Consider the following 15,076-nt stretch of genomic DNA (forward strand, 5'->3'; position numbering starts at 1 on the left):
ATGGCAGACAACAATACCATATTAGAAAAGCTGGAAGGCCTCGTTGCCCGCTTCGAAGAAGTATCGACGCTGATTACAGACCCGGCAGTGATTGCCGACCAAAAGCGTTATGTGAAGCTCACCAAAGAGTATAAAGAATTGGGCGACCTGATGAACGCCCGTAAAGAATATATCCAGGTGCTGAACGGCATCGAGGAAGCCAAAGAAATCATCACCAACGAAGCTGACCCGGAAATGCGGGAAATGGCGCGTGAAGAACTGGATGCCTGCCAAGCCCGCCAGCCGGAACTGGAAGAGCATATCAAACTCCTGCTCGTGCCCGCCGACCCACAGGACAGCAAGAACGCCATCCTCGAAATCCGTGGAGGTACGGGTGGCGACGAAGCCGCCATCTTTGCCGGAGACCTGTTCCGTATGTACACCAAATTCTGCGAAACGAAAGGCTGGAGAATGGAAATATCCAGCGTCAACGAAGGCGCGGCAGGCGGATTCAAGGAAATAATCTGTAGCGTGACGGGTGACAATGTGTACGGAACCCTGAAATACGAGTCCGGCGTGCATCGCGTGCAGCGCGTTCCGGCTACCGAAACCCAGGGGCGTGTGCATACTTCCGCCGCCAGTGTGGCAGTGCTTCCCGAAGCCGAAGAATTTGACGTGGTCATCAACGAAGGCGAAATCAAGTGGGACACCTTCCGAAGCGGTGGTGCCGGCGGACAGAACGTAAATAAGGTGGAATCCGGCGTGCGTCTGCGCTACGTCTGGAAGAATCCCAACACGGGTGTCTCCGAAGAAATCCTGATAGAATGTACCGAAACGCGCGACCAGCCGAAAAACAAGGAACGCGCCCTCTCCCGCCTGCGTACATTCATCTACGACAAAGAGCACCAGAAGTATCTGGACGACATCGCCTCCAAGCGGAAGACAATGGTATCTACCGGAGACCGCTCTGCCAAAATCCGTACCTACAACTATCCGCAGGGACGTATCACCGATCATCGCATCAACTATACCATTTATAACCTTGTCGCCTTCATGGATGGCGACATCCAGGACTGCATCGACCACCTGATTGTAGCGGAAAATGCAGAGCGGCTGAAAGAAAGCGAACTGTAACCTTATAAGGAAAAACGTAACCCCGGAAACTTCAACGGCAGAACAGATGAAAGGACAGTTTTTTAATAAAGCATTTCACACTCTGACGGAAGCATTTCAGAATTGCCTGAAACGTTTTCCGACCACAGTATGCTTTATCCTTGCACTTACTGCCTACCTGGCCTATCTGGTATCTACCGAAATGGACGACGAAAGGAAGCTGACGCTGGTTCTGGGGTATTACTTTTCCGTCGGCACCCTGCTCTCACTCACCCTCCACCTGTGGAGCGAAGAGGTAGAGAGCCGGATAAAAGGAATCTGTGTACACATCGTGATGCACATATTGCTCATTGCCGATGCCGTATACCTCTACAGCCTCTCTCCGGAACGGTCGCTCACCGAAATAAGCATAGCCCACGGGGCGGCCATCCTGGCATTGTGGCTTTCCGTCTTTTTCCTCTCGTTCATCAAAGAAAAGAATGACATTCCGAGCTGGAACTTCGCTTCCTACACCGTAGGAGCCTTTGTCACGGCAAACGTGGTGGGACTGATCATGAGCGGCGGAATAAGTCTGCTTGTCTTTTCGCTGCACCAGCTTTTCGATGTGGATGTGAGCTGGAAATGTTATCTGTATATCCTTGTCGCATGCAGCGTATTGCTTCCGATGCTGCTTTTCCTCGGCATGTTGCCCAAAGACGAGCAAAAGCACAACCAGGAACCACAACCTTCGGAATTCCTGAACGGGACGATACATTTCCTTTTCCTCCCGCTCATGGCAGGGTATCTGCTTGTGCTTTACATCTATGCCACCCGCATCCTTATCAGTTGGGAACTGCCTACGGGCTGGGTTTCCTGGCTTGTCGTAGCACTTATGGCGGGATGCATCGCCATCGAATTCGGGCTGTATCCGGCACGGGTCAGCGAATCGAAGCGCTCGAACGAATGGATTGCACGCTGGCTGCCCGCCCTGGTGTTGCCGCTGCTGATATTGATGACAGTCGGCATCATCCGCCGCTTCAACGACTATGGCGTCACCATAAACCGGCTTTATCTGATCACACTCAACATCTGGTGTTATATCGTCTGCTTCGGACTGGTCCTCACCCGGGCACGCCGCATCAGTTGGATTCCCATTTCATTCTCCATCATCTTCCTGCTGACTTCCGTATTGCCGGTAAATTATGCCAGTATCACCCGGAACATTATGCACGACAGCATAGAGAAGGAACTGGCACGTAGCGGCGTAACAGATTTGCCCCTCTCACGCAACCAGTATGACAACTGGCTGGATTCGCTTCCGGCAAAGACCGCATTACAAGTGAACGACCGGCTCCGTTATCTGCATTACTGGTTCGGACGGAAAAGCATAGCTGACCTTGTGGATAAAGACGCATCATTCTACTATGCCAAAAACCGTTTCGGCCAAGACAGTGACGAAGCTACCGGCAATGATAAAGCCGCCGCCGACAACAACCGGCCTATATCATACAGCGGTCAAACCTCCTCACGGACAAATATCGAGATACCCAAGGGGTACAACCGTTTCGTAATCATACCGGAACCCGGCAGATCGAGCAGGCAACTCTACATTCCGCGCAAGTATTTAGAGACAGGAATACTGCCCGCCTCCCTCGGCACCCGGACAGATAAAACGAACGATACGGTCTACATCGACCTCAAAACCATTGAGGCACTTCAACGTTATAAGTACGGTGAAATGCCTCCTGCACAATTTAAGTGTAACTCCGATAAGTGCCTTTTCATACTGACTGGCTTCTCCTTAGATTATCAAAAAGAAGGAAACGAAGCCCTCCTGCTAAATATAAATGGCTACTTATTCAGGAAACAATAAAACGAATCATAAACAGACTAAATATATCCGATATGAATAAACAACAGCTTTTTGAAAATATCAAGCGTAAGCAATCATTCCTTTGCGTAGGTCTGGATACAGACATCAAGAAAATTCCCGAACACCTGTTGAAGGAAGAAGATCCGATTTTCGCTTTTAACAAAGCCATCATTGATGCAACAGCCGACCTTTGCATCGCCTACAAACCCAACCTCGCTTTTTATGAAAGCATGGGCGTGAAAGGCTGGATCGCCTTTGAGAAGACCGTGAAGTATATCAAGGAGAACTATCCCGACCAATTCATCATCGCTGACGCCAAACGCGGCGACATCGGAAACACATCCGCCATGTATGCCCGCACTTTCTTCGACGAACTGGACATCGACTCCGTGACCGTAGCCCCCTACATGGGCGAAGACAGCGTCACTCCCTTCCTCACCTACGAAGGAAAATGGGTAATCCTCCTGGCACTGACCAGTAACAAAGGTTCACACGACTTCCAGTTGACGGAAGACCCGAACGGCGAACGTCTCTTCGAAAAAGTATTGCGTAAATCGCAGGAATGGGCAAACGACGAACAGATGATGTACGTGGTAGGCGCTACCCAGGGCCGTGCTTTCGAAGACATCCGCAAGATTGTCCCCAACCACTTCCTGCTTGTACCGGGCGTAGGAGCGCAAGGCGGTTCACTGGAAGAAGTTTGCAAATATGGCATGAACTCCACTTGCGGACTGATTGTGAACTCCAGCCGTGGCATCATCTACGTGGACAAGACTGAAAAGTTTGCCGAAGCTGCCCGCAATGCCGCAAAAGAAGTGCAACAGCAGATGGCGGAACAACTGAAACAGTTATAACCAACTCATTGCCCGCAACTAAAAGAATCTCATGTTCGAACGGAAAATCATCAACGACCCGGTATTCGGGTTCATCAATATTCCCAAAGGGTTGCTGTACGACATCGTACGGCATCCTCTTTTGCAACGCTTAAGCCGCATCAAGCAACTGGGGTTGTCGTCCGTGGTTTACCCCGGTGCACAGCACACCCGTTTTCAGCACTCGCTGGGGGCTTTCCATCTGATGAGCGAAGCCATCCAGCAACTCACCAGCAAGGGCAACTTTATCTTCGACAGTGAAGCGGAAGCGGTGCAAGCGGCTATATTGATGCACGACATCGGACACGGACCGTTCTCCCACGTGCTGGAAGATACCATCGTGCAAGGTGTATCCCACGAAGACATCTCCCTCCTGTTGATGGAACGCATCAACAAAGAGATGAACGGGCAACTCACCCTTGCCATCCAGATATTCAAAGACGAATACCCCAAGAAGTTCCTTCACCAACTCGTCAGCGGCCAGCTCGACATGGATCGCATGGACTACCTGCGCCGCGACAGTTTCTACACCGGCGTGACGGAGGGCAACATCGGCTCGGCACGTATCATCAAAATGCTCGACGTGAAAGAAGACCATCTCGTTATAGAATCCAAAGGAATCTATTCCATCGAGAACTTCCTCACCGCCCGCCGCCTGATGTACTGGCAGGTGTATTTGCATAAAACGTCCGTGGCCTACGAGAAGATGCTTATCAGCGCCTTGCTCCGCGCCAAGGAACTGGCAAACCGGGGTGTGGAATTATTCGCTTCACCGGCATTGCGTTTTTTCCTTTACAACGACATCAATAAGGAAACGTTCTATGCCAAGCCCGAATGTCTGGAGAACTTTATCCAGTTGGATGACAATGACATATGGACTGCCCTGAAAGTATGGAGCACCCACAGCGACAAAGTTTTGTCTACGTTGAGCCTCGGCATGATCAACCGTAATATCTTTAAAGTGGAAATTTCTACTGAACCAATATGTGAAAAAAGAAAAAAAGAATTAACTTTGCAAATCAGTCAGCAACTGGGCATACCCCTCTCTGAAGCGAGCTATTTCGTCTCTACCCCCAGCATCGAGAAGAATATGTACGACCCGGCAGACGATAGTATTGATATCCTCTACAAAGACGGAAGTATCAAAAATATTGCTGAAGCATCGGACATGCTCAATATTTCCCTCTTATCAAAAAAGGTAAAAAAATACTATCTTTGCTACCAACGTTTGCATAGGTAAGTATAAAATATTCACCCAAGGACAAGGAAATATAAAAAAAAAGTCCGTTATTTGTGATTTGAAACCATCTAACAAGAATAAGACAATGGAGTTCTCTGCTAAACAAATTGCAACATTTATCCAAGGAGAAATCGTTGGAGACGAGAATGCAACTGTACATACTTTTGCTAAGATAGAAGAAGGTATCCCCGGTGCTATCTCGTTTCTATCCAATCCCAAATATACCTCTTATATATACAACACTCAATCCAGTATAGTACTGGTAAACAAATACTTCGTACCCGAACAGGAAGTAAAAGCCACTTTAATCAAAGTGGATAATGCCTACGAAAGTCTTGCCAAACTGCTCAATCTTTACGAACAGAGTAAGCCCAAACGGGTAGGAATCCATCCGCTGGCTTTCGTTGCCGAGACTGCGAAAATCGGCAAGGATGTTTACATTGCACCCTATGCTTGCATCGGCGAATATGCTGAGGTGGGAGACAACACTATGATTCATCCGCACGCTACCGTCGGCAGTGGTGCCAAAGTTGGCAGCGACTGTATCATCTATGCCAGCGCAACCATTTATCATGACTGCCGGGTAGGCAATCATTGCGTTCTGCATTCCGGCAGTGTGATCGGTGCAGACGGTTTTGGCTTCGCCCCCACTCCCGAAGGTTACGAGAAGATTCCTCAAATCGGTATCGTGATATTAGAGGATAATGTGGAAATCGGTGCCAACACTTGCGTAGACCGTGCCACGATGGGTGCGACTATCGTACATAAAGGTGTGAAACTGGACAATCTGATTCAGGTGGCACACAACGATGAAATTGGTTCGCACACCGTGATGGCTGCACAAGTGGGCATAGCAGGTTCCACCAAAGTGGGCGAATGGTGTATGTTTGGCGGACAAGTAGGTATTGCCGGACACATCCACATCGGAGACAAGGTGAATCTGGGCGCACAGTCCGGCGTTCCCAGCAGCATCAAGGATGGCAGCCAGCTAATCGGTACCCCGCCTATGGACCCGAAACAATATTTCAAGACTGCTGTTGCACAACGGAGCTTACCGGAAATGTTAACTGAAATCCGTCAGCTCCGCAAAGAACTGAATGAATTAAAACAACAAATAAACAAGTAACAAATGTTGAAACAAAAGACTCTGAAAGACAGTTTTTCCCTCAGTGGTAAAGGTCTTCATACGGGACTTGACCTGACCGTTACTTTCAATCCGGCTCCGGACAATCACGGATATAAAATCCAGCGTATCGACCTGGAAGGGCAACCTATCATCGATGCGGTTGCGGACAACGTGACTGAAACCACACGCGGCACTGTTCTTTCCAAGAATGGCGTGAAGGTTAGCACTGTAGAGCACGGCATGGCAGCACTTTATGCCCTGGGCATCGACAACTGCCTGATACAAGTCAATGGTCCTGAGTTTCCTATTCTGGACGGCAGCGCCCAATATTATGCACAAGAAATAGAGCGCGTAGGTACAGAAGAACAAAACGCAGTTAAAGATTTCTATATCATCAAGTCGAAAATCGAGTTCCGCGATGAGAAGACAGGTTCTTCCATTATCGTGTTACCCGACGAAAATTTCAGTCTGAACGTATTGGTATCCTATGATTCACACATCATCCCCAACCAGTTTGCAACGTTGGAAGATATGTCGAAGTTCAAAGAGGAAGTAGCCGCCAGCCGCACGTTCGTATTCGTACGCGAAATTGAGCCGCTGTTGCAAGCCGGTCTCATCAAGGGTGGCGACCTGGACAATGCTATCGTGATTTACGAACGTAAGATGTCTCAGGAAGACTTCGACAAGCTGGCTGACGTGATGGGTGTTCCCCACATGGATGCCGAACAACTCGGATATATCAACCACAAACCGCTGGTATGGGCCAATGAATGTGCACGCCACAAACTGCTCGATGTGATCGGCGACCTGGCTCTGATAGGCAAGCCCATCAAGGGACGTATCATCGCTACCCGTCCGGGACACACCATCAACAATAAGTTTGCCCGCCAGATGCGTAAGGAAATCCGCCTGCACGACATTCAGGCACCGACTTACGACTGCAACCGCGAACCCGTGATGGACGTAAACCGCATCCGCGAACTGCTGCCGCACCGTTATCCGTTCCAACTGGTGGATAAAGTCATTGAAATCGGAGCCAACTATATTGTAGGCGTAAAGAACATAACCGCTAACGAACCTTTCTTCCAGGGTCACTTCCCGCAGGAGCCGGTAATGCCGGGCGTATTGCAGATTGAGGCTATGGCGCAGGTGGGGGGCTTACTCGTACTGAACTCGGTAGACGAGCCCGAACGTTACTCCACCTATTTCATGAAAATAGACGGTGTGAAGTTCCGGCAGAAAGTAGTGCCGGGTGACACCCTCGTTTTCCGCGTAGAGTTGCTTGCTCCTATCCGCCGTGGAATTTCCACCATGAAAGGATACGCATTTGTAGGCGAGAAAGTAGTTTGCGAGGCAGAGTTTATGGCGCAAATAGTTAAGAACAAGTAAAAGGATTTATGATTTAAGATTTATGAATTATTCGCGGCTAATAATCAACGTAAATATCTCATAAATCTTAAATCTTAAATCATAAATCATAATTCAGCATGATAAGTCCCTTAGCGTATATTCATCCCGAGGCAAAAATCGGGGAAAACGTAGAGATTGCTCCTTTTGTATTCATCGACAAGAATGTGGTAATCGGCGATAACAATAAAATTATGGCAAACGCCAACATTTTGTACGGTTCGCGTATCGGTAATGGAAACACCATCTTTCCGGGAGCCGTAATCGGTGCCATCCCCCAGGACTTGAAGTTTCAGGGAGAAGAAAGTACCGCTGAAATCGGTGACAACAACACGATTCGTGAAAATGTGACCATCAACCGCGGTACGGCTGCCAAAGGCAGAACCATCATAGGCAACAACAACCTGTTGATGGAAGGAGTACACGTAGCGCACGATGCCCTTGTCGGCAATTATTGCATCATCGGCAACTCAACCAAGATGGCAGGAGAAATCGTGATAGACGATTATTCCATCATCAGCGCCAATGTGTTGATGCACCAGTTCTGTCGCGTAGGCGGATTCGGTATGATACAGGGAGGATGCCGTTTCAGCAAGGATATTCCGCCTTATATTATTGCCGGTCGGGAACCTATCGCTTACAGTGGTATCAATGTCATCGGTCTGCGCCGCCGCGGATTCTCCAACGAAACAATTGAAAATATTCATAATGCATACCGTATCATCTATCAGAGTGGCCTGAACACTTCGGACGCACTGAAGAAGATAGAGGAAGAAATTCCGACAGGTCCGGAGATTGAATACATTGTCAGCTTCATCCAGAACTCCGAACGCGGTATCATCAGGTAATAAAACGATAAAGTGATAAGTGATAACCGTGTTACCACACTATCACATTACAACATTATAACTTTAGAGTATGATTTACAGATTTACACTTATCTCCGATGAAGTAGACGACTTCGTAAGAGAAATACAAATTGACCCGGAAGCTACATTCTACGACTTTCACGAAACCATCGTGAAGTCAGTGGGTTACACCAATGACCAGATGACTTCTTTCTTCATCTGCGATGACGATTGGGAAAAAGAAAAAGAAATCACGCTGGAAGAAATGGATGACAATCCGGAAATGGACAGCTGGGTAATGAAAGATACGACCATCAGCGAACTGGTGGAAGATGAGAAACAGAAGTTGCTCTATGTATTCGACTACATGACGGAACGTTGTTTCTTTATCGAACTCTCCGAAATCATTACCGGAAAGGAAATGAAGGGTGCCAAGTGCACCAAGAAAGAAGGCGACGCCCCGAAACAGACAATCGACTTCGAAGAAATGGCAGCCAACAGCGGCTCACTCGACTTAGACGAAAACTTCTATGGCGACCAGGATTTCGATCTGGAAGAATTTGACCAGGAAGGATTCGATATGGGAGGCGGCGAAGGTGGCGCTGCATCGTTTGAGGAAGAAAAATTCTAAATTTGAATATACCAAGAGAGGAATCATACTCTTTATAGTATATTTTTAGACGCAGATTACGCGGATTACACAGATTTTTTTAGTTTAGAATCCGTGTTATCTGCGTAATCTGTGTCTAAAGGATAATCTCTATTTTATCTTTGAAACCGTTTTACATAATATCTGTATGAAAACCCTGATAGTGCTTATTGGACCGACCGGAGTCGGAAAAACCGAACTCAGCCTGCGGCTGGCAGAGCATTACCACAGTTGTATAGTTTCTGCCGACTCGCGGCAGCTCTATGCCGACCTGAAAATAGGAACGGCAGCCCCCACCCCCGAACAACTGCAACGTGTAAAACACCACCTCGTAGGTACGTTGCAACTCACCGACTATTACAGTGCCGCCCAGTACGAAACAGAGGTACTGAAACTTCTGGACACTCTGTTCACCAAACAAGACACCATAGTGCTTACAGGCGGCTCAATGATGTACGTAGATGCCGTATGCAAAGGCATTGATGACATTCCGACCGTAGATGCTGAAACACGCCAGCTGATGCTGCACAAATATGAAACCGAAGGTCTGGAAAGGCTTTGCGCAGAACTGAAACTGCTCGACCCGGAGTATTATAAGGTAGTGGACTTAAAGAATCCGAAGCGTGTGGTTCATGCCCTGGAGATATGCTACATGACGGGAAAGACCTACACCTCTTTCCGTACCCAACAGAAGAAAGAACGTCCTTTCCACATTGTTAAAATAGGCTTGACGCGTGACCGTGAAGAACTCTACGAGCGCATCAACCGACGGGTGGATATGATGATAGAAGATGGGCTGATAGAAGAAGCCAAACAAGTATATCCTTACCGGACACTCAACTCCTTGAATACAGTAGGCTATAAAGAGATATTCAAGTATCTTGACGGGGAGTGGACTCTGCCCTTTGCCATAGAGAAAATCAAGCAGAACTCCCGTATTTATTCACGCAAGCAAATGACATGGTTCAAGAGGGATGAAGAGATCCGTTGGTTCCACCCGGAACAAGAAACGGAGATACTGGAGTACCTCCGTTCGGTGATATAATATCTACTCTGATTCAAGCAGACTCTGATAAATCATTTTTATCGACGCATCCAGTTCATCGTAAAGTTTCGGTATCGCTTGGGTATCAAGCCTTCCTTTTCTGCGCCATTCGTCCAACAAAGGCGTTGCGGTACGGAACACTTCGTCTTCCACAGAAACAAACGCCGTCATATACCCATCGCCTTTTTCCGGACTGTACAATCGTTCCCAATTCAGATAACGCCCGGTTCCCATCCCCTGTTTATAACTGAAAACCTTGTCGGCCAGACGAAGCGAGCAGTCGCTAAGTGGCGCAGCCTTGCATTCCTTATCAAAACGAACCATTCCGGGAAGAAGTTTATCGGCATCTTTCACCCAAAGCGGAACGGCTACCCCGGTAGGAGGATACCCCAGCAAAGTCCACATCGTTGTAAGTTCCGCTTTCTCATCCGGCTTCACACCTTGCACCACCACGGAACACGATGTACTGCTACGCGGAATGAAATCCTGGTCAACAAACCAGCCTGACGCCTGCGGACGATTATAAGCACCGCTACGCAAATCAATATCGAGCATACGGTTACGGAATGAACGGGACAGTTCATTGAAGATAAACCGCGGTGTAATGCTACCTGTAGCCGAAGCCTTCATCAGCACCTGGTCGGCTTCCATATAGCGGACATAGCCCGCCCCTTCGTTCACTTTGCCCGCAAAAGAGAAGTTGGTACGAGCGATATAGCCGTAAGGAGCATCTTTAGGATTATTGGCATCATACATTATATACGTCTGATAATCCACTTCGAACATAACCGCACCACCTTTCGCATCAATCACACCCAAATTGGCCTCAATATAGCTGGGTTTGGAGATGGTATCCAGGAAATGGCAGAAATCTTCTACCGTTGCACAGACTTCAAGCGCCCGATAAATAATGCGCCCGTTGGCCGCTCCCCGTTCCTCACCGTCTTTTACATCCACCAGATTATAAGACTGCGTATTCATCAAAGCAAATCCGGCGGAATTGGTTCCCATCCACGCTTCTTTCAGATATGCATTGTCACTATTCACCACGGCGATAAAGTCGTACTTCTCACCTTTCACATAGTCAATATGATTTCGCATGAAGTCCGTGTCACGGTTCTTCCAGAGCAAAGGACGCCCGTCGGGAGTTACCTTACCCGACACAACAGCAGAGGTACAGGCTGACAAAGGGTCAGCCAGACAAAGAGTTATTGCCAGCGTACAGGCAAGTTTCAAAATTGGTTTCATAGATGAGTGTTCTTTATTTCTTATTCATATTCTCCCCTGATGAAGATTATCGGCTTGATATATACTTCCAATATTCCGTCCGCTCCGGTCTTCACTTCCATCTGTTCAATGTCCGTCTGGTAGGCGGTTCTTGCGGGGACTTCCTTACCATCAATATAGTAACGCACATTTCGCTTGTCCACGCCTTTCGACTTCAGGAGATTGTCAATTTGCTTGGTTGCCTTTTCTTCCTTTATCTGTTCCCGTGACTTCAATGTAACAATTATAACCCCATTTATACCGCGTGTTCCATAGATTGCAGTGGCCGAAGCATCTTTCAAAATCTCAATCTGCTCAATATATTCAGGATTCAATGCAGCGAAGATTTCAGAAGGAAGTTCCATTTTATTCACGATAAACAGGGGTTCATTGCCTCTGATAGGGGCACTATCTCTGATTACCAAAGTGCTGTCTCTCTTTGGAGACTGCGTCACGAGAGTCTCATTTTTCAAAGTATCTTTGAAAAGTACAATCCCCTTCATGGAAGGAGTTTCAGCATGTGCAGATATAGCGGCAGATATCACTACTAATAGAAATACTCCCCAAAAGAAGCTATATCCCTGGTGAATTTGTTTTCCTTGTCCCATAGCATTATCTTTTAAGTGATTAAATTCTAAACCGTCTCAAACAAAATTACTTAAAAGTAATGACTTAAACAAAGAAATAAGAAACAAAGTAACTATTCGGCAGACAATTCCTTCAATTTATCAAGCAGGAACTCCCGCTTACTCGTGCTCGTGCCTTCTTCCCAATAGCGGATCATACCTTTTTTATCAACCAGTAAAGTAGTCGGAGTCACCTGCACCTTAAATAGGTTGAAGAAGAACAGTTCGTCAGCAATATGGGTAAAGAGGAAAGGGCGGTTTTCCACAATCTTCTTTATCTGCTCCGCCGTGTTCCAGGTGGTAGAGAAATAAGTTACATCCGGACAGATTTTCATCCATTCGTTCAAGTCCGGCATTTCTTTGATACAAGGTCTGCAACCGGTATGCCAATAGTTCAGCACAAAAGGCTTCCCGAGTATATCAGCTTTTGTCCAGACACGCCCTGCAGTATCCGTTACTTTAAAGTCCGGAAATGGTTTTCCCACCCATTCATCAAGAGTGACCGTATTAGAGGCGGAAATCGCCATTGGTTTCTGTGTTCCCGAACGAGAAAGTCTCAACAATTCTTCTCCTCCGGGCACTTCCTCTGCGCTAATACGGTATTTCATCGCATATTCCGGTAAAGATTTCCCCTTATTCAACTGCATTTCCAGTGCAGTATTTCCATCTTTATCTGTCAATATGATTAACTTGGCTCCTACATCCGTTCTTATTCCCGGCGGCATACCCTTGAAGAAATATCCGTCTATCAGGTAATATTTATCACTGGTAGTCTGGGCAGAGCAAAGCCCCGCCCACACAAACATCATAGAGAGAAACAAAAAGAGAGAATTTATTTTCATATTAAAATATACTGATTATTCATCTTTTAAAGTAACTGTTACCTTCGGTGCGACTTTCACCTTAGCAGTCTTCATACTCACATAAGAAACTATCAACTTGTCCCCCTTTGCAGCAGGTATGACAAAATGCCCATCCACATCAGTAACTGTTCCCATATTTGTTCCTTCAAGCAGAACGGTGGCACCAATGACAGGTTCTCCATCTTTATCCTGAACAACGCCTTCAACTCTCATTTCACCTTTGGCAGAAGCTTTCTCACCACCTTTGACGGTAAAATAAACATTCTCCTTGCCTTCACCAGTAACCATAGTGTATTTTCCTTTGCTTTTCTTGGTAGTGATATAAATCTTCCCCCTACTTGCATCCTCCGCATTTTTCTCAACATTGATGCTCTCTATCTCATTGGGAGATACAACTTCATCCAATGCTTTACCGGACAATTCAATTTTTTCTCCGTCAACAAACACATCCACATCTGCCCAATCCGCCCTTCTATTATTCAGATAAACCGCATTCACTCCAGGTACACTGACTGCCGAACTCTTGGTTGATAAAGTAATAGACTTTTGCTCACTCCCCTTCAAGGTAATCAGGATAACGCCATTCTTTCCTTTTTCGCTATATATATCAGTAGCATCTTTACCTTTCAGCACAGTCATACTCTCTATTTTATTAGCATCCAAAGCAGACATTATTGATGAAGTAACTTCTTTACCATCCACGATAAACAAAGGCGTATTCTCACCTTGAGCAAACAAATCAGAAGATTTTGACCTCACCACTATCGGAGAGTTCACCACCTTTCCCCCTTCCAGTTTAAATAACACGGGCATTGTATATTTTACCGCTACTACCTCTCCCTTCTGCATACCCGGTTTCCACTTCGGCATCGACTTCACCAACCGGATAGCCTCGGCATCCAGTTCTTTATCCACCGAACGGATAACTTTGGGCTCCGTTACATTTCCTTCTTTATCAATAACGAACTGTACCATGACACGCCCTTGCGTACCGTTTTTCTTTGCTGATTCAGGGTATTGCATATTCTTTTGGATATATTCCAACGCAGCAGCCATTCCGCCACCGGGAAATTCCGGCATCTGTTCAACTACCTCGTAAAGCGGAGTACCTTTCAGTTTGTCACTCACCTCCACAGGTATGTACTTCACCTCTACCGGCTTCGCCGTATCTTTCAATACTGTGCTCACCTGCACGGCTTCTTCGATAGTTTTTGCGGCTTTTGTTTCCACAATTGCTGTCAAATCATTAACTTTGACGGCTGCAATCTCTTCTGCGGTTTCCGAGATTTCAGGACGGGCAAAAGCAGTAACTGCAATAGCGGCTACCGGAAGTACATACAGATACTTCAACTTTGCCCACGGATTCGATTTTTCTTTCAACATCATAGTGATACGTTTTTTAAGTTTACTGTGATTAAAGCTGTTGGCCATAGAGTAGAGCCTTGTGCCGACAGCTTTTTTAATTAATAATAATTGGTATTGTTTCGCGTCAACGCCTTTCTCAATCACCGTTTCATCTGCTTCATACTCATGGATATTCTGCAGTTCCTGCTTCAGTAACCACGAAGCTGGATTGAACCATTGGAAAAAGATGCAGATATCTGCCACCAGCAAATCCCATGAATGCCGGTTCTGAATATGGGCTAACTCATGGATGAGTATCTCCCGCCCGTTTTCATCCAAATCCTTCTGCGAGATGACGATATACTTCATCCAACTGAACGGAGCTATATCATGATCATGTACAATCAAAGTTACTTTCTCTTTACCATCGGCATACTTTTCAAGATGTTCCTTCCTGCCCGACCTTAACAGAGAACCCAATTTCAGCAAAGAATGTCCATTGCGAAAAGCAAAAAACAAAATGCCAACCAAATACACCAACAATGCGACCTGTATCCATGTCACCGTCACTTCTTCCGCCTGCCCCCCTGTAGCATCTGCCGTATTCATCATATCTGCCAGCATCAGCCATTGTTCCAGGGTCATCATCGTCTGATGTACTTCCGTCTGTTTCTCCACAGTCACTTCCACCAGTGGCAAAAGGCACGACAGCAACAATATGCTCAGCAATGCCACCCGGTTGAAACGATGAAACGTTTCGCGACTCAGCAGTAAGCGGTAAAACAGGTAGAACACCGCCAGACAAACCGATGACTTCAATATATAGACAAAGAAAATTCCCATATA

The 15,076-nt window shown here is 46.8% G+C and carries 13 protein-coding genes; 9 read left to right on the forward strand and 4 right to left on the reverse strand.

Annotated elements, in window-relative coordinates:
• The 9 genes from prfA (at position 1) to miaA (ending at position 10,131) form a co-directional block, all read left to right on the forward strand.
• Positions 1-1,113, forward strand: coding sequence for a peptide chain release factor 1 (prfA, locus tag BUC01_RS02085; protein WP_025832327.1), 1,113 nt, complete (start codon positions 1-3; stop codon positions 1,111-1,113).
• Positions 1,114-1,159: 46 nt separating this feature from the next.
• Entirely contained in the window at positions 1,160-2,944 is a 1,785-nt protein-coding gene (locus tag BUC01_RS02090; RefSeq protein ID WP_073312569.1) for a DUF4153 domain-containing protein, read from the forward strand.
• Positions 2,945-2,976: 32 nt separating this feature from the next.
• A complete protein-coding gene (gene pyrF, locus BUC01_RS02095) occupies positions 2,977-3,798 on the forward strand; it encodes an orotidine-5'-phosphate decarboxylase (protein WP_073312571.1) in 822 nt (273 codons plus the stop codon).
• Positions 3,799-3,829: 31 nt separating this feature from the next.
• Positions 3,830-5,056, forward strand: coding sequence for an HD domain-containing protein (locus BUC01_RS02100; RefSeq protein WP_025832325.1), 1,227 nt, complete (start codon positions 3,830-3,832; stop codon positions 5,054-5,056).
• An 85-nt stretch (positions 5,057-5,141) separates the two neighbouring features.
• Positions 5,142-6,182, forward strand: coding sequence for a UDP-3-O-(3-hydroxymyristoyl)glucosamine N-acyltransferase (gene lpxD, locus BUC01_RS02105; RefSeq protein ID WP_025832324.1), 1,041 nt, complete (start codon positions 5,142-5,144; stop codon positions 6,180-6,182).
• A 3-nt stretch (positions 6,183-6,185) separates the two neighbouring features.
• Entirely contained in the window at positions 6,186-7,571 is a 1,386-nt protein-coding gene (locus tag BUC01_RS02110) for a bifunctional UDP-3-O-[3-hydroxymyristoyl] N-acetylglucosamine deacetylase/3-hydroxyacyl-ACP dehydratase (RefSeq protein WP_025832322.1), read from the forward strand.
• 98 nt (positions 7,572-7,669) lie between these two features.
• Complete coding sequence (gene lpxA / locus BUC01_RS02115; RefSeq protein ID WP_073312573.1) at positions 7,670-8,437, forward strand: acyl-ACP--UDP-N-acetylglucosamine O-acyltransferase; 768 nt, start codon at positions 7,670-7,672, stop codon at positions 8,435-8,437.
• 70 nt (positions 8,438-8,507) lie between these two features.
• Positions 8,508-9,068, forward strand: coding sequence for an IS1096 element passenger TnpR family protein (locus BUC01_RS02120; RefSeq protein WP_025832320.1), 561 nt, complete (start codon positions 8,508-8,510; stop codon positions 9,066-9,068).
• A gap of 166 nt (positions 9,069-9,234) precedes the next feature.
• A complete protein-coding gene (miaA, locus tag BUC01_RS02125) occupies positions 9,235-10,131 on the forward strand; it encodes a tRNA (adenosine(37)-N6)-dimethylallyltransferase MiaA (RefSeq protein WP_025832318.1) in 897 nt (298 codons plus the stop codon).
• 3 nt (positions 10,132-10,134) lie between these two features.
• Here the strand turns inward: miaA and BUC01_RS02130 are convergent, their stop codons facing one another.
• The 4 genes from BUC01_RS02130 to BUC01_RS02145 all read right to left on the reverse strand — a co-directional run bounded on the left by BUC01_RS02130 (position 10,135) and on the right by BUC01_RS02145 (position 15,073).
• Positions 10,135-11,379, reverse strand: a complete 1,245-nt coding sequence (locus BUC01_RS02130) for a carcinine hydrolase/isopenicillin-N N-acyltransferase family protein (RefSeq protein WP_025832316.1) — start codon at positions 11,377-11,379, stop codon at positions 10,135-10,137.
• 20 nt (positions 11,380-11,399) lie between these two features.
• The gene (locus BUC01_RS02135; protein ID WP_025832315.1) at positions 11,400-12,005 is read right to left on the reverse strand and encodes a TonB-dependent receptor plug domain-containing protein; all 606 of its coding nucleotides are present in this window, start codon (positions 12,003-12,005) and stop codon (positions 11,400-11,402) included.
• A 92-nt stretch (positions 12,006-12,097) separates the two neighbouring features.
• The gene (locus BUC01_RS02140; protein WP_025832314.1) at positions 12,098-12,865 is read right to left on the reverse strand and encodes a TlpA family protein disulfide reductase; all 768 of its coding nucleotides are present in this window, start codon (positions 12,863-12,865) and stop codon (positions 12,098-12,100) included.
• 15 nt (positions 12,866-12,880) lie between these two features.
• A complete protein-coding gene (locus tag BUC01_RS02145; RefSeq protein WP_073312575.1) occupies positions 12,881-15,073 on the reverse strand; it encodes a M56 family metallopeptidase in 2,193 nt (730 codons plus the stop codon).
• Positions 15,074-15,076: the final 3 nt, after the last annotated feature.

This window comes from Bacteroides stercorirosoris, assembly GCF_900142015.1.
In the GTDB taxonomy this organism is placed as follows: Bacteria; Bacteroidota; Bacteroidia; order Bacteroidales; family Bacteroidaceae; genus Bacteroides; species Bacteroides stercorirosoris.